The sequence below is a fragment of the Bradyrhizobium lablabi genome (assembly GCF_001440475.1).
Classification (GTDB): Bacteria; Pseudomonadota; Alphaproteobacteria; order Rhizobiales; family Xanthobacteraceae; genus Bradyrhizobium; species Bradyrhizobium lablabi.
Genome location: NZ_LLYB01000092.1, coordinates 142 through 21,192, shown reverse-complemented (window position 1 = coordinate 21,192; position 21,051 = coordinate 142). Strand labels below are relative to the sequence as shown.

At 61.8% G+C, this 21,051-nt stretch carries 23 protein-coding genes and 1 pseudogene; 7 read left to right on the top strand and 17 right to left on the bottom strand.

Annotated elements, in window-relative coordinates; genetic code table 11:
* Positions 1–28 precede the first annotated feature (28 nt).
* From CQ14_RS26760 to CQ14_RS26735, 6 genes are all read right to left on the bottom strand, one after another.
* Complete coding sequence (locus CQ14_RS26760; protein WP_156435464.1) at positions 29–1,411, bottom strand: HlyD family type I secretion periplasmic adaptor subunit; 1,383 nt, start codon at positions 1,409–1,411, stop codon at positions 29–31.
* 122 nt (positions 1,412–1,533) lie between these two features.
* On the bottom strand, positions 1,534–3,267 hold the full coding sequence (locus tag CQ14_RS26755) for a type I secretion system permease/ATPase (RefSeq protein ID WP_082650051.1): 1,734 nt from the start codon (positions 3,265–3,267) through the stop codon (positions 1,534–1,536).
* A gap of 112 nt (positions 3,268–3,379) precedes the next feature.
* Positions 3,380–3,901, bottom strand: a complete 522-nt coding sequence (locus CQ14_RS26750) for a hypothetical protein (protein ID WP_063800428.1) — start codon at positions 3,899–3,901, stop codon at positions 3,380–3,382.
* Positions 3,902–4,164: 263 nt separating this feature from the next.
* Positions 4,165–5,415, bottom strand: coding sequence for a hypothetical protein (locus tag CQ14_RS26745; RefSeq protein ID WP_156435461.1), 1,251 nt, complete (start codon positions 5,413–5,415; stop codon positions 4,165–4,167).
* Positions 5,416–5,726: 311 nt separating this feature from the next.
* Positions 5,727–5,972 carry a helix-turn-helix transcriptional regulator gene (locus CQ14_RS26740; RefSeq protein ID WP_156435459.1) on the bottom strand — a complete coding sequence of 82 codons (246 nt, stop codon included), beginning with the start codon at positions 5,970–5,972 and terminating at the stop codon, positions 5,727–5,729.
* Between the two features lie 286 nt (positions 5,973–6,258).
* Positions 6,259–6,708 carry a hypothetical protein gene (locus tag CQ14_RS26735; RefSeq protein WP_156435456.1) on the bottom strand — a complete coding sequence of 150 codons (450 nt, stop codon included), beginning with the start codon at positions 6,706–6,708 and terminating at the stop codon, positions 6,259–6,261.
* A gap of 362 nt (positions 6,709–7,070) precedes the next feature.
* Here CQ14_RS26735 and CQ14_RS26725 point away from each other — a divergent pair, with 362 nt between their 5' ends.
* Positions 7,071–7,301, top strand: coding sequence for a hypothetical protein (locus CQ14_RS26725; protein ID WP_057860819.1), 231 nt, complete (start codon positions 7,071–7,073; stop codon positions 7,299–7,301).
* An 8-nt stretch (positions 7,302–7,309) separates the two neighbouring features.
* Here CQ14_RS26725 and CQ14_RS44820 read toward each other — a convergent pair whose 3' ends face one another.
* The 5 genes from CQ14_RS44820 to CQ14_RS26705 form a co-directional block, all read right to left on the bottom strand.
* Complete coding sequence (locus tag CQ14_RS44820) at positions 7,310–7,456, bottom strand: hypothetical protein (protein WP_199805624.1); 147 nt, start codon at positions 7,454–7,456, stop codon at positions 7,310–7,312.
* Between the two features lie 101 nt (positions 7,457–7,557).
* The gene (locus CQ14_RS26720) at positions 7,558–7,737 is read right to left on the bottom strand and encodes a hypothetical protein (protein ID WP_057860818.1); all 180 of its coding nucleotides are present in this window, start codon (positions 7,735–7,737) and stop codon (positions 7,558–7,560) included.
* Positions 7,738–7,866: 129 nt separating this feature from the next.
* Entirely contained in the window at positions 7,867–9,189 is a 1,323-nt protein-coding gene (locus CQ14_RS26715; protein WP_057860817.1) for a M20/M25/M40 family metallo-hydrolase, read from the bottom strand.
* A gap of 22 nt (positions 9,190–9,211) precedes the next feature.
* A complete protein-coding gene (locus CQ14_RS26710) occupies positions 9,212–9,727 on the bottom strand; it encodes a hypothetical protein (protein WP_057860816.1) in 516 nt (171 codons plus the stop codon).
* Positions 9,728–9,881: 154 nt separating this feature from the next.
* The gene (locus CQ14_RS26705) at positions 9,882–11,429 is read right to left on the bottom strand and encodes an acetolactate synthase large subunit (RefSeq protein WP_057860815.1); all 1,548 of its coding nucleotides are present in this window, start codon (positions 11,427–11,429) and stop codon (positions 9,882–9,884) included.
* Between the two features lie 227 nt (positions 11,430–11,656).
* On the opposite strand from CQ14_RS26705, the gene CQ14_RS26700 reads away from it, so the two are divergent.
* From CQ14_RS26700 to CQ14_RS26690, 3 genes are all read left to right on the top strand, one after another.
* A complete protein-coding gene (locus CQ14_RS26700) occupies positions 11,657–12,259 on the top strand; it encodes a L,D-transpeptidase (protein ID WP_057860814.1) in 603 nt (200 codons plus the stop codon).
* 100 nt (positions 12,260–12,359) lie between these two features.
* Positions 12,360–13,169: a DUF2927 domain-containing protein gene (locus CQ14_RS26695; RefSeq protein ID WP_082650050.1), complete on the top strand. Its 810-nt coding sequence runs from the start codon at positions 12,360–12,362 to the stop codon at positions 13,167–13,169.
* A gap of 396 nt (positions 13,170–13,565) precedes the next feature.
* Positions 13,566–14,564, top strand: coding sequence for a LysR family transcriptional regulator (locus tag CQ14_RS26690; protein WP_057860813.1), 999 nt, complete (start codon positions 13,566–13,568; stop codon positions 14,562–14,564).
* Positions 14,565–14,596: 32 nt separating this feature from the next.
* On the opposite strand, the gene CQ14_RS26685 is transcribed toward CQ14_RS26690, so the two are convergent.
* Both CQ14_RS26685 and CQ14_RS26680 read right to left on the bottom strand, forming a co-directional pair.
* Positions 14,597–15,700, bottom strand: coding sequence for a M48 family metallopeptidase (locus CQ14_RS26685; RefSeq protein WP_057860812.1), 1,104 nt, complete (start codon positions 15,698–15,700; stop codon positions 14,597–14,599).
* Positions 15,701–15,715: 15 nt separating this feature from the next.
* Positions 15,716–16,873, bottom strand: a complete 1,158-nt coding sequence (locus CQ14_RS26680; RefSeq protein WP_082650049.1) for a DUF898 family protein — start codon at positions 16,871–16,873, stop codon at positions 15,716–15,718.
* A gap of 704 nt (positions 16,874–17,577) precedes the next feature.
* Here CQ14_RS26680 and CQ14_RS26675 point away from each other — a divergent pair.
* On the top strand, positions 17,578–18,426 hold the full coding sequence (locus tag CQ14_RS26675) for a universal stress protein (protein WP_063800429.1): 849 nt from the start codon (positions 17,578–17,580) through the stop codon (positions 18,424–18,426).
* A gap of 90 nt (positions 18,427–18,516) precedes the next feature.
* On the opposite strand, the gene CQ14_RS26670 is transcribed toward CQ14_RS26675, so the two are convergent.
* Positions 18,517–18,972 carry a CBS domain-containing protein gene (locus tag CQ14_RS26670; protein WP_057860810.1) on the bottom strand — a complete coding sequence of 152 codons (456 nt, stop codon included), beginning with the start codon at positions 18,970–18,972 and terminating at the stop codon, positions 18,517–18,519.
* 234 nt (positions 18,973–19,206) lie between these two features.
* Here CQ14_RS26670 and CQ14_RS43915 point away from each other — a divergent pair, with 234 nt between their 5' ends.
* Entirely contained in the window at positions 19,207–19,410 is a 204-nt protein-coding gene (locus CQ14_RS43915) for a hypothetical protein (RefSeq protein ID WP_156435454.1), read from the top strand.
* Positions 19,411–19,479: 69 nt separating this feature from the next.
* On the opposite strand, the gene CQ14_RS43910 is transcribed toward CQ14_RS43915, so the two are convergent.
* On the bottom strand, positions 19,480–19,650 hold the full coding sequence (locus CQ14_RS43910; protein WP_156435452.1) for a hypothetical protein: 171 nt from the start codon (positions 19,648–19,650) through the stop codon (positions 19,480–19,482).
* Positions 19,651–19,734: 84 nt separating this feature from the next.
* The gene (locus tag CQ14_RS26665) at positions 19,735–19,950 is read right to left on the bottom strand and encodes a hypothetical protein (protein ID WP_057860809.1); all 216 of its coding nucleotides are present in this window, start codon (positions 19,948–19,950) and stop codon (positions 19,735–19,737) included.
* Positions 19,951–20,299: 349 nt separating this feature from the next.
* On the opposite strand from CQ14_RS26665, the gene CQ14_RS26660 reads away from it, so the two are divergent.
* Complete coding sequence (locus CQ14_RS26660; RefSeq protein WP_057860808.1) at positions 20,300–20,671, top strand: hypothetical protein; 372 nt, start codon at positions 20,300–20,302, stop codon at positions 20,669–20,671.
* Positions 20,672–20,708: 37 nt separating this feature from the next.
* On the opposite strand, the pseudogene CQ14_RS46805 reads toward CQ14_RS26660, so the two are convergent.
* A pseudogene (locus tag CQ14_RS46805) lies at positions 20,709–20,961 on the bottom strand (acyl-CoA dehydrogenase family protein); the annotation flags it as partial.
* Between the last annotated feature and the right edge of the window lie 90 nt (positions 20,962–21,051).

Here is a 21,051-nt window from a genome sequence, read left to right as displayed (position 1 = left end):
CGCCGGCGCTCGTCGTTCTGGTTGTACTTCAATCCTCGCGGAACGCGCCGTGGAAGCTGTCAAGCAAAGGCTTGAGGGCGTAGAGCGCCACGGTGCCGTGACCCGTCTTGATGAATACCTGCGCGGGCATTCCCGGAATGATCTGGACACTATCGATCCCGGCGCCGACCAGGTCCTGAACTCGGATCTTCGCTGCGTAGTACGGCTGATCGGTGCGCTTGTCGACCAGACGGTCGGCAGAAACGTGCGTCACAGTCCCGTGGAGCCGCGGTACGCGGCGTTGATTGTAGGGCAGGAGATTCACATCGGCACTCAGTCCGGGACGGACCACATCGATGTCTTCGGGCCTGACGCGCGCAATCACGATCAGCCGATCTCGCCGGGGAACCAGATCCATGAGAGCTGCGCCGGCGCCAATGACGCCACCTGTCGTATGAATCCGCAGGTCGGTTACCACGCCGTCCTCGGGCGCCTTGACGGCCGTTCGCGAGAGTTGATCGTCGGCCGCCCGCAGTCGTTCCCATATCTGAAAGATCTGGTTCTGCACCTCGCGCAGCGACTGCGCGATCTCGTTTTGACGATCATGCTCCAGTTTGAGGAGAACGGCCTCGGATTCGTTGATAACCTGCCCCGCGCGCGATATCTGCGCGACAATCTCTCCCCGCCGTCCCTCGATGTCAGCGATCTCGCGCTCCAGGTTCAGAAGGCGCGGGCGTCGCTCAAGTCCCTTGCTGACGAGCGTGGCCACCGTTGACGCTTCTTCACGAACGATGTCGATGCGCCTTGCGGCCGCGCTTTCCTGCGCCCTGAGGCCCTCGATCTCCTTTTCCACCTGCGACCTCTTCTCCCGATTTACGGTCGCTTGCGATTGAAACACCTGCCGGCGCGTTTCGAATATGGCTTGCTGGCCCGCAAGGACATCGGCGACCGACGAACTCGCCATCTGCGCCATTTCGAGCCTGGCCGGAAACGATACCCGCTCTTCCCCGCGCTGTTCCGCCTTCAGCCGTGCTTCGCGTGCCGTCGCCTCCCACAACTGGCCTTGCAGGCTCTGGGCTTCGGCACGGACCTTCGTATCCTCCAACGAGATCAACGTTTGTCCAGCGCTGACAACGTCACCATCCGCGACCAGGATTTCTCTGATGATGCCGCCCTCAAGGTGCTGAATCGTCTTGCGGCTCGATTCGGATTCGACGGTGCCGGCAGCAATCGCAGCGCTTTCGAGAGGAGCATAGGTCGACCAGGTACCGAGACCGATGACGAAGCCGCAGACCAGCAAGTTTCCTGTCCAGGTGACACCGCGCAGCCGGTCGCGGAGCGCCGGCGGCGCCGATTTCAACCACCGTGGGACCTCCCAGATCTCGACGTGAGCGAATGCAATTTTCAAACGAGCCCATCCCCGTCGGGCCATAAGACGGTTAAAACGTTTGATGCGGAGCCAGGTGACACCGCGCAGCCGGTCGCGAAGCACCGGCGGCGCCGCTCTCAGCCACCGCGCAACCTTCTGGACGTCGACGTGAGCGAGTGAAATCGTCATGACACAAATTCGCGCGAAGCAACCTGAGGTCTTGCCACACACCTTTCGAAAACCTCCCTGCTGTCACCGAACGCGCTGATCGCGCCGCCCTGCATGATGGCAAGCTTGTTCGTTGCGCCGAGGATCCCTATCCGGTGAGTGATGATGATGACCGTTGTATTGGCCGCCTTCATCCGCTCAATGGCGTCGAAGAGCATGCGCTCGCCGAGACTGTCCAGGCTGGAATTGGGCTCGTCGAGGACTACGAGGTGCGGGTCGCCAAAAAACGCCCGTGCAAGGCCAAGGCGCTGCCGAAACCCGCGTGGGAGATTGGCCCCTCCACCATTGACGACCGTATCGTACGCCTGCGGCAGCCGAATGATCGTCTCGTGAAGGCCGGCCAGCTTCGCTGCTTCGATGACCTTCTGCAAATCGGCGTCGTCCAGCCGTGCAATGATGTCCTTTACCGTTTCTCCGACCAGATCGATATCCTGCGGAAGATAGCCGAGGCGTCCTCCGCCGCCCGAATCGTGCAGGGCTAAAATGTCGATGCCGTCGAGCAGGACCGAGCCTGCCGTCGGTACGGAGATTCCGGTGATGATCCTGCCGAGCGTGGATTTGCCGGAGCCAGATGGACCAATGATGCCCAGGCACTCACCGGAAGCGATGCTGAACGACACATCCTTCAACATCCAGTGGTCCGATCCCGGCACAGCGACGCCAACATTGTTGACGATGAGGCTGCCCCTCGGGCTCGCGGGGAGGCCCCCGACATTCGCAGCCGTGGTGACAGCTGACATGATATCGTTGAGCCGGCGGTAGGCAGCCAAGGCCATCGCGAATGCCTTCCAGCCTGCAACCGCCCCTTCAACGGGCGCAAGCGCGCGTCCGAACAACAGGGTCGTGGCAAAGATGATGGCGGGACTTCTGCTTTGCGCCAGGACGAGCCAGGCGGCGGCACCCATGATCAGGACCTGCGCCAACGCCCGCGCCGGTTTGGAGATCAGCATGATGGTTTCATGGCGGCGTTGGACCACCTCGTGCTGGCTTCTCGCATCCTGTGCAGCCTGACGGATGAGGCGCGCGGCGCCATCGAACATTCCCATGGCCCTGATCACGTGAAGGTTTCCGACGGCCATGCCGAACCATCCCTGGCTCCTCGTCAGCGCGCCAGCCGACCGCATCAGCGGTGCTTCCGTGAGCCTGTCTTCGGCAAGCCCAAGACCAAGCAGGAAAAGCACGCTGAGCACGCCTATCACTCCCAGAAGGGGATGCACGAGGAAGAGAACGCCGAGGAAGAGCGGCGTCCAGAGCGCGTCAAACAAGGTCGAGCAGGCGCCGGACTGGGCGAGCTGACGCAGGGTCGCAAGATCGCGATAGGCTTCCGATGCCCGTGCCCGGTCGGTGTGGGCGCATTTGAAGCACGCGGAGACCGCTGCCGGATGCAGTTCTTCTTCAAGCCACTCGCCCATCCGGCCCAACACCGCGCGGCGCAGTGCATCAAGCACCCCGCCAACCACGACGGTAAACGCGACGATGAGCGTCAGCATCAGGAGCGTATCGCCGCTGCGGCTCGACAGCACGCGATCATAGATCTGAAGCAGATAGATGGAAGGCGCGAGAAGAAGGAGATTGTAGCTGCAGCTATATGCAAAAACGAGTCCGAACGACCCCGCGCACGCCCGCAACGCCGATTTCAACGGCGTCCGCGATGGCGACATTGTCTGCAGCTGGAGCGGTGGCATCAGCATTGCGGTCCCGCCAGATCTGAAGTTCGAACCTTCCGCCCATTCCTCGTCGCCTCCGCGACGAATTGAGAACCGGCGGCATTTGCGCCGCCGGTCTCACCCCTCAAAGGCATGATCAGCTGAACATGCCTGAATCGTCGATATGGAAGTATTTGGAATCGTTAAGCACGTCGTTCAGGTTCGCGGATTCGATGCTGGCCTTGAAGTGGATATCTCCACCTTCCGCCTTGTTGTTGTTACCGCCGTCGCCGCCGACGCCGGCCATCACGGTCTGGCTCTGATCCGCAGCGAGCCAGTTGTCCTGATAGGCCTTCGTGTTGGCATCCACGTCGGATTTGTTGTGGCCGCTCTCGGATTCCTGGTCGCCATTCGAGACGGCCTTTCCGCCCTCCGCCTTGGAATGCTTCTCCGCCTTGGCATTCGCGCCCCCGGCGTCCCAATATGCCTTCTGATAAACGTCATCGCCGTTCTTGACGTGAACGTCGGCGCCCTCGGCCTTGTTGGTCGGGTTGAACTTGATGGTCGGGTTGCTGATGATATTGCCCTCGTTGTAACCGTCTCCACCGTTCCCTGCGCTGTTGCCGCCGGTCGATGCCTTGAACGTGATCGTATCGGAAGGAAATGATGCCCTTGCCATGTGAGTCTCCCTGGTTTGCACACTGTGCGTCCCAATGTGGACAGTAACGATCTTGGATTTGGACACCGGATCGGTCTAGCCGCCAAAGCTGATGCCATTCGAAGCGAAGGTGTACGCCCGAAATGCTACCTCTCGCTGCCGGGATCCGGGCAGCTTCAGTGCCGCTCAAGCATTTTCAAGTGAAGCGGAGAGGTTCGCGCCAGCAAGACGCGTCAAATCAGAACCTGGAGCGCCGTTTCGATTCGATCAAAACGGAAAAGGCCCTAGGCAAGATGGTCCAGCAGGTGAAGGTCCGCCAACAGGTGCGTGGCGAAATCGCCGCCAAGGGCAACGTTGCCGTGGCCGCCGTCGCCACCGATGCCGGCAATCTGGATCGCGCTCTGATCGAACTGGACGTGGTTACTCTGATGAGCCTCGGCGGTTGAATTGTATCCCGCCACTGCGATGTTGATCGGGGCGTAGATGGCCACGTCGATATCGACAATGTTTCCTGCGAAATGGCCGTTGCCGCCGTTGCCAGCACTGTTGTGGCCGGTCGCGATGACGTCGGAGCCGATCAAATCGAAGATGGAAGGGAAAATGTCCGCAGTTCCGCCGGTCGCGGCGTTGCCGTTCCCGCCATCGCCGCCAACGCCGGCTTTCTGAACAGCGGATTGATCGAACACCACATTGTTTGTCTGATCAGCGTGAGCCGTGGAGTTGTATCCCGCCACCGCGATGTTGATCGGATAGTAAAACGCAAAGGTCGCGTGAACGACGCCCCCATAGGCGTATCCGTCGCCACCGTTGCCGGCGTTGTTCTCGCCCGTACTGATCTCGCCCGAGGCAGCAGATCCGGACGCGCCGATCGTTCCGCCCGATGCGGCATTCCCATGGCCGCCACTACCGCCAACTCCCGCGATCTGGGTCGCGGATTGATCAAGATGGACGATGTTCGTCTGATGGGCGTCGGCAGTCGAATGGGAGCCCGCCACCGCAATGTTGATCGGGCTATAGACCGCGACAGGCGCATGCACCATCGATCCGGAAAAGTGGCCATCGCCACCGTTGCCGGCGCCATTGTCGCCGGTACCGATCATGCCCGAAAAGCCGCGTAGGCCAGTGGGCCCAAACGCATCAACGTCTCCGCCTGATGCGACATTCCCGTTGCCGCCATCACCGCCAACTCCCGCGATCTGGGTCGCGGATTGATCGAGATAGACGATGTTCGTCTGATAGGCGTTGGCTGTGGCATGAGAGCCGGCCTGTGCCACGTTGAGCGGCTCGAACGCAGCGTAGCTCGTGTCGATCAGGCTCCCGGCAAAATGGCCGTTGCCGCCATTGCCGGCGCTGTTATCTCCCGTGTGGATCGGGAAGAGTGACCACGAATTCCGGGGAAGCCACCACGCGTCCGGGGCATCGTGCCCGAACAGATGCTTGCGCTCCAAAGGAACGCCCTCCGATACACCCCGACGACCCATGGCTGTTGCCCTGCCTAGATTGCTTCGCGCCGACTGGACCGACGCCGCCCGCACCCAAGAGAGAATGTCACCTCGGCAAGCCAAAAGCCGAGTCGCTAATTCGGATCGCAAACGTTCGGACGGTAGACATGATATCGGTTACATCCGTTCGGGTGTGGCAGTGGTACCGTCGTGAACCGCTGGACACGGTTCGCCCCCTTCTGCGCCCACCATTTGCCTTCGACCGGATCGGTCAATCCCGCCAGCATCGGCAGCATTATTTTCTACGTCTTTCAAATCCATTCGCAACAACGAGTCCGAACGAAGGTTGGCAGTTTTTGATCCCGCAGGCCTGCCCCAGATAGGGACGGACGCCCGACGGGGCATCACGCGCTCGGCAACAGATTTCCAAGCAACGCAATCAAATCGGACTGACGCCGCACGCCCGTCTTCGCAAAGACTGCCTTGAGCTGCTTCCGCACGGTTTCAGGCGATATGTTCAGGCGGGTGGCGGCCTCACCGATATCGTCCCCCGCCTGCAGCGCGATCGCCAGGCGCGCTTCCGCCGGTGTGAGATCGAGCGCCGTCCGGAGCGTACCGACTGCGGGCACTAGCCTGGCGTCGGGGTCCACCAGGACCGCGATGGCGTGATAGGCAGACCTTGGGGCGTTTGCGTACCGGCGGCGCAACGTCGCGCCTGCTGCCTGAAACCGCCTGCACGGGGTTTCGATCTCCCTATGGATCGGCCGGCGACTGCGGCCAGTTCGCGCGTGATCGCCTTACCATGCGGACAGCCGACACGGGTATTCAGCACGAGGCACGAGCAGAGGTTAGCCATCCGACAGCCGCGTGGGCGGCGACTGACGACCGGCTTTGTGTGACGCAGCAGTATGCCTGGCGGCGCCGGGATCCCCTACCTTAGACCAGAGATATAAAATCCCTGTGCAAAACTGTCGGTCTTTTGGCGCCATCGAACAGCACGGTGATGCCGGTGGTGCTGTGACTGACGTGGACAACGACGCCGGTCCGGTCAGCCAGCTCCGGGAATCGATCGGCTCCGAGCACGCTCATCTTGAAGCGTCGGCCGACAACAATTCTGTCGGTTTCCTGAACCATCATCAAAGCATTCAATAAACGAAAGGAATCGTCTGCGCTGGTACGCAAGATAAGAGCGTGATTCGGGTTACTTTGAGACAAGCTTGTGGCGAAGGCGTAGTGCGTTGCAGCATCGATCCCCCCGCATGACTTGGCCATCCCATCCGGGAAAGCCCGCCCGCCCCATCCGCGATGCAGGAAGGCAACGCAGCGGCCGAAAGTGATTCTGGCCAAATAATCTCGGTTGGTTTTTCCCGGCTCCTGGCGAATCATTCCCGGCAACGACTTGGGAGGGGGGCGATCATGGACTTATTCCTCGGTGAGAAGATCGCCGTTTTGGAAAGCGAGACGCAAAAAACCTGCCGTTCCTGCGGTGAAAGATTGAAGCTGGTTCGAACGATGGTGAACTCCCGCACGGGCGCTATCGTCCACATGTTCGAATGCCGATGCGGGGAGCGCACGTGGGATGATTAGAGAACAGGCCACGATCGCAAGCTTTCGGTAGCGCGGCTTCGACCGCAGCTTGACGCCGTCGGCGAACCGCAAGCGAGACTGCGAGGACGACCTCCACAATTGCTCTGCTGCCCGTCACGTTTACAGCCAGTTGTTTTGACGATCCGATTGCCAGATAGCAGATGACAGCCCGGAAGCTCATCACGACCATCGCAACCCTTGCCGGCGGCGCGGCCGGATTGTTCGCACCGATCGGCTTCGTCAGATGGCTGCTGCGCACCGACCCTGAGGAGGCCGGCATCCTCACTTTGTTCTTCTTTCCGGTGTGGTGTCTGCTGGTGGTGCTTGGCCTCTTGATCGGGCGCAAGGCGGGACTGCTCGTGACCGGCGGCAAGCGGGTCGCGCAGAGATGAAGTTTAGATCAGATCCCGAACAGCCAGATCGCGACGATGGTGGCTAGCGTCGCTAGCCCGCTGATGGTCCATCCGGTTGCGTAGGACTTGTTGTCGTCGTCGCTGATGCCGCGCATCAGGTCGGCGGCGCCTGTGGTTGCGGACCGCCACTGCATGGCGTTGCTCCAAAAAGCCTGCCCGCAAGCATAACGCCGGACCGGGTTCCCGGTTCCCGGCTATTTGGCGGCCGTGAGTGAGACGGCGCGCCAGTCTTCAATCAGACGTAGGAAAGCCGGCGTGCATCGGCCGGTGCGATTTCGTCTTCGTCGCCGACGATGATGGTGACCTTCCACCCCTCGCTGGCCCAGACCCGCGCCTTGGCGACCGCCACCAGCATGCTGCTCCGGTCCATCCTGACGGTCTCGTCCTTGCGTTCCGCCACGATCCTGTACGCCATGCCACTCCCCCTACGCCGGTATTACTACGGGGAAGTTTCGGTTACCGCTTTGGCCGCAATTTGCCGACAATTTGTCCAATCGGGGGCATGGTTAACGGCCGAAACACGGTTTTGAGGGCGGGTTTGGACCTATTTGGCGGCTTTTCGCACCGCCAGCGCCGGTTTGGTCACGCCGTCGAGCCCGGTCAGGATCAGGACGGTCAAGAGCGCGTTCTGCGGGCCGTACCAGGCATTGGTCGGCTTGTACCATTCGTTGCGCGAGTGCCAGTTGCCGCCCTCGCCGCCGCCGCCGATGGTGACGGCGGGAATGCCGAGCGACATCGCAATGTTGGAATCGGTGGACGAGCCGGCAAAGGTCGGGCGCGGTCCCTTGGTAACGGCCGCGACCGTGCGCTGGGTGGCCTGCACGATCGGCGAATCCATCGCGACGATGCCCGCCGGGCGGTCGCCGATCAGCTTTGCCTCCACCGTCATCTTGTCGGACTTCCAGCGCGCGTTTTCATCCGCCACCGCTTCCTTGACGAGCTCGAGCAGCCGCGCCTCGAGCTTCAGGAGTTCCTCGGTGGAGTTCGAGCGCATGTCGACGGCCATCCGCGCTTCCGCGGCGATGGCGTTGACCGAGGTGCCGCCGGTCACGGTGCCCACGGTAAAGGTCGTCCTCGGATCGGAGGGGGGCTGCAGCTCCGAGATCTTTGCGATCGCCCGGCCCATCGCATGCGTCGCGCTCGGCAAGCCGAATTCCTGGAACGAGTGCCCGCCGGGGCCCTTGAAGGTGAACTCGTAGCGATGGCTGCCGGTCGCCTGATTGACGACCCGCGTAATGCCGAGCCCGTCGATCGAGATGAAGCCGTCGATATCGGTGTGATCGCGGAACAGCGCCTTCACGCCGCGCAGATTGCCGAGCTCTTCCTCACCGACCGTGCCGACGAACAGGATGTCGCCGACGGTTGCGATCCCATTTTCGTTCATCACCTTGATCAGCGACAGCATCGCCGCGAGCCCGCGCGAATCGTCGCCGATGCCGGGTGCGATGATCGCGCCGTCCTTCTCCTTCACGGCCACGTCGGTGCCTTCGGGGAATACCGTGTCGAGATGCGCCGACACCACGAGCTTGGGCCGGCCACCGCCGCTGCCCTTGCGCAGCGCGATCACATTGCCCTCGGCATCGATCGATGTGTCCTTGAAGCCGAGCTCCTGCATCCGCTTCTGGTAATATTCGGCTCGGACTTTCTCCTTGAACGGCGGCGCCGGAATTTCGGTGATGCGCTTTTGCTCGGCAAAGGTTCGCTCGTCGTCGGCCTTGATGTCGTCCAGCGTCTTGACGATTTTGGGATTGGCCAGAATGGCTTCCAGATCGGGCGCGGGAGCCGTCTGCGCCCACACCTGCTGCGTCAGCGCATGCTGTGCGGCGGCGACGAATGCGATGGCCAGGATCGATCGAGCAAATGTCATCAAGTTTTCTCCGTTCGCGCAGCTATCCCGCGCTTAGTCCTGCATCCTTCAGCCGGCCTGCGAACCAGCCGGACAGGGCCTGGTCGTAAACGCCGCTGGTATAGACTTCCGACATCGTGACATGGGTCTTGCCCAGCGTCAGCATCACGCCGATCCAGTAGGCGAACCACAAATGCGGGTCGGTCAGCGCCCGCAGCTTGTGCTGGTCATGCTCGAGCGGCTGATGATTGGCCGATTTGCGCACCTCGACCGCGAGCAGATTGTTGGGGATCGCGCGCTGGTGCACCACGATGTCAGGATAGATCGATTTCGCCAGATGATCGTCGGTCGAGACGGTCGAGCCATGCGGCAGCCGCAACGTGCGATCGCCGAGCCGGTCGTATTCGCAATCGATCTCCCAGCCCGCGAATTGCGGTTCGAAATGCACCGCCAGGCGATGCGTCAGCGCGCGCTCGCCGACGTCTTTTTCGAGCAGATAGGCTTCGCGCGCGTAGAACTCGTGAAGTGCGGTGACGACCTTGTTCAGTTCGGTCTGCATCTGGCCTCCGCACCGTCATTGCCTGCGACAAACGCGAAGCGTTTGCGCAAGGGAGCAGTCATCGGGCGCGCATACGCGCGGCCCGTTGGCTCGCAATGACGATTTCACAATTGCGGCATTCCGGCTAGCTCAAAACTTTCAGACCATTGTCGCTCTACATCTGCACTTCGATCAGCCGCGGCCCCGGCTCGGCGACGGCTTCCGCTAAGGCCTTGTTGAAATCGTCGGCATTGGCGACCGCACGGGCCGGCACGCCCATGCCCTTGGCGAGCGCGACGAAGTCGAGGTCCGGGCGGTCGATCTTGAGCATGTCGAGCGCCCGCTGTCCCGGCTCGCCGGCGCCGACGCCGTCGAATTCACCGCGCAATATCTGGTAGATCTTGTTGGCAAAGACAATCGTGACGACGTTGAGGCCTTCGCGCGCCTGCGTCCAGAGCGATTGCAGCGTGTACATCGCGCTGCCGTCGCCGACCATGCAGATCACCTTGCGGTCGGGGCACGCCACCGCTGCACCGGTTGCGACCGGCGTCGAGAAGCCGATCGAACCGCCCATGTTCTGCAGCCAGTCGTGCGGAGCGGCCGCCGCCGTCGGCGGAAAGAAGCCGCGGCCGGTGGTGACGGATTCGTCGACCACGATGGCGTTTTCCGGGATCGCAAGTGCGATCGCCTGTGCGATCGAGGCGTGCGTCAGCGCGCCGGTCGGCTTGGCGAGCTCGACCATTTTCTGCGGCTTCCGGTCGGCCGGCTGGGCATGCAGCGCGCCGGCCAGCGCCTCCAGCGCGGCGACGGAATTTTCGGCGCCCGTGGTCATGCGATGCACCTCGCAGCCTTGCGGCTTGAGCATGCTCGGCTTATTCGGATAGGCGAAGAACGCCACGGGATCATTGGCCTCGACCAGCACGATGTTCTTGAAGTCCTTCAGGATCGGCAGCGCCTGCTCGATCACGTAAGGGATGCGGTCAATCGCGAAGCGGCCTTTGCCGCGCGCCATGCGCGGATTGTAGGTCTGGCCCATCACCTTGCAGCCAGTCTTGCCCGCGATCTGGGCGGCCAGCGCCAGCCCGTGCTCGGTGAGCGCGCTGCCGGTCATCAGCAGCAGCGTCGACGCGCCGCCGTTGCGCAGCACCTTGGCGGCATTGTCCACGGCTTGCGCGGAATAACTGGCGCGCTGGTTGTCATCAGGCACCTGCGCGATGCCGTCGGCCTCGTTCCAGGCGGTATCGGCAGGCAGGATCAGGGTGGCGATCTGCGCCGGCGAGCTCTTGGCCGCGGCGATGGCCGCGGCGCCGTCGGCGGCGACCGACTTGGCGTCCGGCGAGGTCCGCACCCAGGACGACATCGGCCGCGCCAGCCCCTCGATGTCAGACGTCAGCGGGGCATTGTAGCCGATGTGATAGGTCGCGTGCTGGCCGACGATGTTGACGATGCCGGAATTGGCCTTCTTGGCGTTGTGGAGATTGGCCAGACCATTGGCAAGGCCGGGGCCGAGATGCAGCAGCGTCGAGGCCGGCGTGCCCTTCATGCGGTAATAGCCGTCGGCGGCGCCCGTCACCACGCCCTCGAACAGACCGAGCACGCAGCGCATCCCCTCGACCCGGTCCAGTGCGGCGACGAAATGCATCTCCGAGGTGCCGGGATTGGTGAAGCAGACGTCCACCCCGCCCGCGACCAATGTCCGCACCAGACTTTCCGCACCGTTCATGCTCTCGTTCCCTTCGCGATCTTTTTCAGGAGCCGCCAACGATCAATCATTGTTCACACATTTCGTCAAAGGTTAGCGGAACAAGGCAGCCATCGCGTAGGGCATGTTGCCTTTTTTAACCGCGGGGATTGAAAATGGCTGATGTCACAGGCTCGTTGGTTGCACGACCGCCGCAATTATGGCCTTTGTCCTCTCATACTCAGATTTTTTTCGCGAGGAAGAAAAAGATGACCAGGGCTTTTGCTTTGTTGTTTGCGGCGCTGACCATGCTGGCCGGGGCCGGCCAGGCGCAGGCCCAAGGTTTATTTCCAGGCCTCTTTGAAGACTCGCGCGACATCATGGGCGGCGGCCCCGGCTTCTTCCGGCCCGGCATGCCCAGCGGATCGAGCCCGATCCCGCGCCAGACCGTGTACTTCACCGGCAATTACGCCCCCGGCACGATCATCATCAACACCGCCGAGCGCCGGCTCTATCTCGTGCTCGCCAATGGCCAGGCGCTCCGCTACGGCATCGGCGTCGGCCGGGACGGCTTCCGCTGGAGTGGAACCCATCGCATCAGCGCGAAGCGGGAATGGCCGAGCTGGACCCCGCCGGCCCAGATGCTCCGGCGCCGGCCCGACCTGCCGCGCCATATGCGCGGCGGCATCGACAATCCGCTCGGCGCGCGGGCGATGTATCTGGGATCGACGCTGTATCGCATCCACGGCTCCAACGAGCCCGAGACGATCGGACAGGCGGTCTCGTCCGGATGCTTCCGCATGACCAATGAGGACGTGACCGATCTCTACAGCCGCGTCTCGGTCGGCACCACGGTGGTGGTGAAGAACTAGACTCTCATCGTCCAGGAACCCACCACGATCATGCGCGCAAGCGCGTGATCGGATCTTTCTGGTCTTGCACACACGCGCCGATTGCTGCAGCGTCATTCGGATGCGCACGCTCCGCCGATTCCTCCAGATAAGGACGCTAGCGGCGGCCCTGAGCGCCGCGGCGCTCGGCGAGATTTTCCCGCCGTGCCCGGCGTTCGCCGACATCCCCGCCGTCGCGCAGCGTCAGCGCAGCGAGAAAAAGATTTTCACCGACAGCGAGATTACCGAAGGCTTTCTCAAGATCGCCTTCGGCGCCGAATATCATCTCGCCGGCCGCGTCGACCGCATCCGCAAATATGACGGGCCGGTGCGGGTGTTCGCCGACGGCAGCCGGGCCGACCGCAAGGCGCAGCTTGCGAAAATCGTGGCCGACATCGCCGCGCGCGTTCAGCACCTCGACATCGCCATGGCCGGAAACCTCGAAGACGCCAACGTGCAGGTCAAGCTGGTGCGCGACCGCGATCTCTATCGCACGATCGCGACCTTCTACGGCAGCGAACGGGCGCGCGAGATCCGCTCCTCGCTCGACCCGCAATGCCTGTCCGGTTTTCGCAAGAACGAAAAGTTCGAAATCGAGCACTCCGACGTGATCCTCACCGTCGACAATGGCGACTTCGTCTTCTTCGACTGCGCCTATGAGGAGTTGCTGCAATCGCTGGGACCGATCAACGATACGTCGAGCGTGCCCTGGACCATGTTCAACGACAATGTCTCGATGGGCTATTTCGACGTCTACGACCAGTATCTCCTCAACCTGCTCTATGACCCCCGGATCAAGCCCGGCATGACCGTGCAGGAGGTCAAGGCGTTGTTGCCGGACGTGCTGACCGACGTTCGCGCCTGGGTGCGCAAGGTCAACAACCTGCCGTAAGTGACCACGCCCCGTGCTGTGCCGCCAATGCGCAGATCTATCGCCAGATGGTGCGCGATGGAGGGGGCGTAAGTTTGCCAGTGGACTCACCCCGTCATTGCGAGCGAAGCGAAGCAATCCATCGCTCCGCGCGCGCTGAANTCAGCGCAAAATTGCTTTGCAATTTTGTCGCGAGCTCCTCGCAATGACGGGGTGAGTTGATCGACCAACACCCCAAAGGTCCAGGCCCTTCTCAATGCTCCGCGAGCGCCATCTGCACGACGCGGTGAATAGCGCGGAGAGACCAATTCGCGTTTATTCCCACAACAACGCAAAGTTTTATTTACGAAACGTTGTGACTTCCAAGAGCAAATCCTATTTAATGTTGGATATGGGCGACTCGCATAAGTCTTTCAAATGAACGACCTGCCTCGGATCCAGGCCTTGCGCTGCTTCATCACCGTGGCCCGTGAAGGCACGGTGTCGCGCGCGGCCACGCTGCTGCACCTCACCCAGCCTGCCGTCAGCCTGCAACTGAAGGGCCTGGAGGAGAACACCGGGCTGCAGCTTTTCAACCGGACGCCGGGCGGCTTTACCCTGACGGAAGCGGGTGCCGCCCTGCTGCCGCTGGCGCACCGGACGGTATCGGCCTCGGCGGATTTCAGGACGGCGGCGGATTCCCTGCGCGAATCGCTGCGGGGTACGCTGCGCGTCGGCACGATCCAGGATCCCGAGTCGATCCGGCTCGGCCCGTTCGTGCGAAGCCTCGCCACCTCATCGAAGAAGACCGAGGTTTTCCTTCGCTACGGCATGACCGACGATGTGCTGGCGCAGGTCGGCAGGGGCGAACTCGACGTCGGATACTATGTCGATGCCACGCCGCCCGAATGCCTGGCGTCACGGACATTGTCCGAACGGGCCATCGACGACGGCAAGTTCGAGCTCATGCCGCTGATGCGCTTCGATTACCGCGTGATCGCGCCTCGGGAATGGAGCGACAAGGTGTTGGGCAAGGATTGGGCCGACCTCGCCGACCTGCCCTGGATCGCGACGCCGTATGACTCGGTGCATCGGCGGCTGCTCGACGACGTGTTCCGGCCGATGGGCTCATTGCTGAAGCGCGTTGCCTTCGCCGATCAGGAAGAAGCCATGATCGACTTCGTCGAATCCGGCGACTGCCTCAGCCTCGCCCGCGACTGCGTGCTCGACCGCGTCGCGCCGAAACGGAATATCGTGATCGCCGACAAGGTGGCGCTGACCTGCGACCTCAGCTTCGCCTGCCTGGCGTCGCGGCGAAACGAGCCGATGATCTCGCAGGCCTTCTCGGCCATGCAGGCGGTATGGGACTTGAAGCCAGCCGGCGCCGCATCCACGCCGATCGAAGCGGCAAGAGCGCGGAAAAGCGCCCGAAGGTAGCCGGCATCAGATCTTGGCACTAGATCCTGGCACTAGATCTTGGCGCTGCAGATCGATTTGAGCGCCTTCCATTCCTCGGTCGAGAGCAGTGGCGGTCCGCTGGCCGGCGGGTCTTGCCGGCTCATCCGCGCCAGCCGGTCCTCGCTCAGGGGGTGAGTGGAGATAATGGACAGGCCCTTGCCTTCCTTGCCGGTCACCCGAAGCAGCAACTCCCCGGCCGGCTTCGCCGGCCGGCCGAGCCGATGCATGGCATCGATCGCAAAGCTGTCGGCATTCTGCTCGGCTTCGCGCGAATGCGACGACGTCACCAGCGTACGCGAGCCGAAGATCAGCGCGCTGGAGCCGGTGATGTCGCCGAACAATAGCCCGATCAGGAACGACGTGCCGCCGTCGTGGATCAGCTTGCGCATGCTGTCGCGGTGCTTGAGATGGCCGAGCTCATGGGCCAGCACGCCGGCAATCTCGTCGGCGTTCTCGGCCTTCGCCAATAGTCCGTCGAACAGATAGACTTTGCCGCCCGGCAGCGCGAAGGCGTTCGGAATCGAACTCGACAGCACGCCCGACTGCACCGACGTGTCGAGGCCGGCGGATTCGCGAATCGCGGTGACGAGCTTGGTGAACGCCGTCTGCCCGGCCGCGTTGTCGCAAACCTTGGCGTCGAACATCTTCTTGATCTGGGTGTCTGCGACGTCACCGAGCCGCCGCTCGAACGCTTCGGGCACCAGCGGCGTGAGGCGGTCGGCCAGCAGCGGCAGCCCGAACAGCACCACGGCAACGATCGATACCGCCGCCGCGATCGACCAGCCGACGATGGTGGCGACGCCACGGCGGCCGATCATGTGGTCGTCGATGCTGGCGCAGCGCGCGACGAGTTCGCTCGCAAGCGCGGCGTCGCGAACCTCCAGCCGCGCCAGCGCAGGCGCAGTCAGGCAGCTCACGCGCAGCACGCCGGTCGGACTGTCGGCGCGGCGGATATCGCCATAGGCCCACGCCACCAGCGTCTGCTCGCCCTCGACGATTTCGAGCTGGTCGGCAAGGCGAAGCGTCACCATGCGCCGCCGGCTCGACGCGCCGTCGAAATACGCTGCCGAACCGTCGAGGGTCGATGTGCCGGGAACTGACGCTTCGCTATTCATGCGACACCCGAAGCCCTAGAAGCCGCCGACATCGAGGCCGTCGGCAAATCCTTCGCCCAGCGCGTTGGCCATCTCGCCGCGCGCGGCAACGTTGGCGGCCGCCTCGATGCCGCTGATATTGACCGAGCCGAGCACCCTCACCCAGAGGTCGCGCACCAGGTAGACCCGGATTACGATATTCATCGCCAGCGCAAATACCAGGTAGCCGATGCCCATGAGCACAAGCAGCGGGATACTCCTGGCGAATTCCTGCGACGTGAAAAACTCGCCGAATGCATCGCCGCTCATGCTGGCGACCAGCGCCGCCGCCAGCCCCAGATAGACCGAGAACACCAGTCCGAGCACCACGATCCAGCCGATGACTTTCCAGTACAGGCCGATCAATGCGCTCTTGGGCAAGGACGATTCCAGGCGCACGCCGCCGAACCGGATGCCCGAGAGCCACCAGCGCCATTCGATCGCCTTGAAGGCCCCGTAGATGAATGGCGCGATCGGGTACACAACAAACGCGATCGGCGCGAGCAGCCACAGCCACCAGCCGCGCTTGAAGAACTCCCAGCCCCGCCCCTCGAAACTGCCCTGCAGGTCGCCGTAAAAGGAATGGCGCATCTTGTAGCGCTCGAGCGCGGCTGTGCGCCACGGCAGCGCCAGCCCAAGGGTCACCGCCGACAACAGGCCCCACAGGGACGCATACAAGGCATACTTCCATCCCGAACCGCTCATCCAGAACCGCACGCCGCGCCACACCGTGCGCGTCAGGCGATAGCGCCGCGCGCGGTAGATCGCGAACTGTCCGAAAATATAGAAGAAGGCGACCAGCGGAATACTGGCAAACGCCTGGATATTCTCCGCCTCGAGGCCGATCAGGAAATAGCCGAGATAGATCGGCACCAGGATCGCCATTGCGACCAGAAATCCGATCAGCAATTCCTTGCCGCGGCCGGTGTATTCGGCGGCGTCGCCGTCGACCAGGGTGTTGGCCCAGAGATGCCGGCGGATATCGGTAAGCAACCAGAAGCGGTAGAAGCCGAGGGTGACGAATTCCAGCCCTGCGCCGCGCTTGACCAGATGGAAAAAGTCGCTGCGGCTGCCGGAAAACCCCACCGGCATTGGCGGCGGCACGGGCGAAGGCGGCGGTGGCGGCACCTGAGGGGGCCAGCTCATCTCGTTCATGATTCAACTCCAGCGCGACGGTGGCGGATAAAACCACAAAATCATCGACTGGTGTGTGACCCAGGTCCCACAATGAGTTCCTATAGTGCGCGAACTCTTAAATCGGGATGGGAGGATCTCGCCTGATCCGGGTCCGCTTTGCGGCGGTTTGTGGACTTAAAGCCCCAACTTCACCTGTCCGATAAGTACCAGAAGGTGGCCGGGCCAATCGCATCGATCAGGGTGCTCTCGCCGTTCCTGCGGAAAGCGCATTGAATCGATAGAGGCAACGGATACGACAATGGACGAGCGATAAACGCTTTTACGCGACCAATGCTATCAAGCTTATGATGAGCATCTGAGCCAAGGTGCTAAGGGCTGCAACTCAGCCGTGTACGCAGCAAGATGGAATCCGGTCGTGAATCGTCGAACTCAAGGTGTTTTGCTTTTGGTCAGTTTGTTCGGAGCCATGGCCTTTGTGTACGCGATGGCGACCGCTTGGGGCTTTCCGACGGTGATCAGTTGCACCCTCACGGATCTCCGGTCGCTGCGGTGCATGGGTCAGCCCTAAGCCCAGCCTTGTTGGCTCCGAAGTTGTCGCGCAATAGCCGCTCGGCCGGCTTGAAATCCTTGCTGCAACCCGCCCCGACACTTTGAGGTAGATCAACCCGCCGATCTCGATCGTGCCCCAGATTCCCATGCGCAAAGCACTGGGAGGGCCGGTCATGGCAATTCGCGAAATCCTGCTGCCGCTCGTCAGCTATCCGGTGGCGATCGAAGAAGCCGCAATAAAGAAATCCGTGTCGGTTGCGGCGCACTTGAACGCACAAATCCTGGCGGTTTCATTTGAAGTAGATGCTCGCCCGCAAGACGGCACCTATACGAGGCCATTTTCCACTCGTTTCACCATGGAAGCGCCTGAGCATAAACCAAGCGTTGAGAATGCCGAACAGATGATGGCGGTTCTGGAGGCTGCAGCGCGTGAGGCTGGGGTCGGGTATCGTAAAGCAATTACACGCTGTGCGCCGGAGGATTTTTCGTCCTATTTGGCACACTGCGCACGGACGATTGATCTTTCATTGGTCCCCATCCGATCCTACGACGAAATGCATGAAAAGGTGGTCGAAGGACTCATCTTCCAGTCGGGGCGTCCACTCCTGATCTTTTCAGAAGGAGGAGCCGATCGGTTGCCCAATTCGTTCGAGCATGCTGCGATTGCCTGGGATCACAGCCAACAGGCCACCAGGGCAGTTGCGGATGCGATGCCATTCCTGCAAGGCGCCAAAACAGTGACGGTGTTCACCGTGACCGACAAGGAAACACCGACGGAGCGGGAATCCGGAGAAGCTCTCGTCAAGCATCTGGCCGCCCATGGCATCACGGCCGGGTTCGAGGTGATTCCCAAGGGCGGGGCCTCAATTGGAAAGGTCTTCGAAGCCTACGTCCAGAAGAACGCGATAGATCTTCTGGTGATGGGAGCCTACCGACATTCCCGGCTGAGAGAGTTCTTCATGCCGGGCGCCACCTACACCGTCGTAGGATCCCCGCCATGCTGGGTTTTGATGACCCACTAGAACCAGCAAGCATCCGCGGAACGGCTGCATATTGCTCCGCCGCGGAGCCGCGCGCTTGATCTGGTCAATCCTGCCGCAGGACGGTTCCTGTCAACCTTGCCGGCTCAGGCACCGCTCAAGCGCAAAGAGCAACTGCAAACGACCAACAATCCCGATAAGCCGCTCGTTGCGGAGGATCAGCACCTGCGAAATCTGGTGATCGTCCATCCGCGCGACGACCTCATCGACTGTGGCTGTTTCGTCCACGCAAACAGGATTGCGCGTCATGACGGCATCGACCCGCAAGGCGTGCATCCGCTCGCGGACGAGTTGACCTTTCTCTCTTCCGAGTAGCCATTCGAGCAAAAAGGCTGCTGGACAACTCACTCCCAACTCCCGCCGGTGAAGAAAATCGCCTTCCGAGATGACTCCGACCAGCGACTCATTGTCGTCGACTACGGGCAATCCCCGTTGGTTGGTTTCCAACAGGAGATGGACGGCATTGAGCAACGGCGCGTTGGGTTTGATGGTTGCGAAACTCGTTCGCATGACGTCCATTGCCAGCATGGCCCGCCTCCTTCATCGCCAGTCCAACCGCCCCCGCACGTGGATCTGCACGTTACGCCGTTTTGTCGAACAGTTCCCGCCCAATCAGCATGCGCCAGATATCGCTTGTCCTGGTCCGCTTTGCAGTGGTTTGCGGACTCAAGTCGGACCTCCCGCAAGTCCGATAAGGGCAAGGCGACATCGCTGGCTTAGCGTGATAGGAACCAATTGAGGTGACCCTTGAGAGGATAAAGGATGGCATGGCGTCCTCCACCAGAGGAAGTTGAAGCGGCGGCGCGGGTGCTGGCGAGAGCGGGAAACCATCTTCGTTGGTGGAAGCCATACAAAAAATCATACGAAGAAATGTTTGCCACTGATCTCATGGCCAAAAGTGAGTTCGACGGCATTGTTGAGCAGATGCTGATGGCCGCTCGCGAAGCGCGTTCGGCGACAACCTAGATGGCAGAGCAGGGGCGCACCGCTTCGACGCAAGGGCCACCCGTCCTTGTGGAGGGTTTCTCCTTTGATTTAGATCATACCCGCGCGCTGGAGTGCCTGGGCAAATGTCGTCATCGCCTTCAACTGCTCTTGGTTTTCCTTCTGGCGGGGGGAGCCGCCAGACACCGAATCGAGCTCCTCGGCGGACAACTCGTGCAGATCCAGAGCTTCGCCCTCTGGATTGATTGCATTTCCAGTCATCATATTTCTCCTTTGAATTAGCCAACGCTAACATCCCGGCAAGCGCGCCGGAGAACCATCCCGCAACGGTGCTCGACAGCTAGCTCACCCCTGAGTCAGTTGTTGCATTATCTGTTGAAACATCTGGGACGGATCGTTCTGACCTCCGCCCGTATCGCCCTGACCTCCGCCCGTTCCGCCCTTGGAGGCGAGGGAAATGAAGTGGGAGAAAAAGCCGCCAGACACCGAATCGAGCTCCTCGGAGGACAGCTCGTGCAGCTCCATAGCCTCGCTCTTTGCACTGATTGCATGTCCAGCCATCACATTTCTCCTTTGAGTTAGCCGGCGCTATCATCCGACGCCGGTGCGGCCACATTTGGCACGACCGCTCTCGTCGGTATGTGACGGCTATCACAAAACTTCTGATTCAACCTGGGCGCTCGCCTATAAGCTTGTACGTGGCAGCGAAATCTTCCCGCTTATGTCGGCTTGGTGTCAGGAGCGGAGATCCCGACCTACCCTACCCTGCCCCGCGCCCGCTCCAGCTCCAGCTCTGAAAGCGGACGCCGGGATCGCCGCGACAAACTTCAGCCAGGATCCGCACGGTCGTGCACCACCGAATTCTGTGCCGCGGCTTTCGAAATATTAATTTCTCCGCCAGCGTCTCGTAATGGCGGAGTTGGCAATCAAGCGGCCGACCACCAAGGCGCGAGGTTTTGTTGTGGGCCGTGCGTTAGAATACAATTTTACAACGCTGAGAATTTCCCGAGCATATGTCAGCCTGCTGTCCCGACCGGAGGGTGACGTAACGGCGATTTCTCTGGCGTGGATCGGAGACTATGAAATTCGTATGCACGCAGCCCCACCGACTGGCGCCGCGCAGCAGCCGCTTTTCATCGTCGATATCTTTGACCATGACGCGCAACTCTTCATCGACAGTCGCGCTTGTCACACCATTGCGGAGGGCGCCGTCGCGTTTGACGAATTCCTGCATATGGCGGAGCCGGCGGCAGGCGGGCCGCACGGCACCCCTCCCGTCTGATTGCTGCACGCGCGTGAATGCACGCGTAGAAACTAGGTTACGCCGTCTTTTCGAACAGTTCCCGCCCGATCAGCATGCGGCGGATTTCGCTGGTGCCGGCGCCGATCTCGTAGAGCTTGGCGTCGCGCAAGAGACGCCCGGTCGGGTAATCGTTGATGTAGCCATTGCCGCCGAGGAGCTGGATGGCGTCAAGCGCGCATTGCGTGGCTTTTTGCGCGGCGTAGAGAATCGCACCGGCCGCATCCTCGCGCGTGGTTTCGCCGCGGTCGCAGGCCTTGGCCACCGCGTATNATAGGCCCGCGAGGCGTTCATGGTGGTGTACATGTCGGCGATCTTGCCCTGGACCAGCTGGAACGTGCCGATCGGTTCGCCGAACTGCT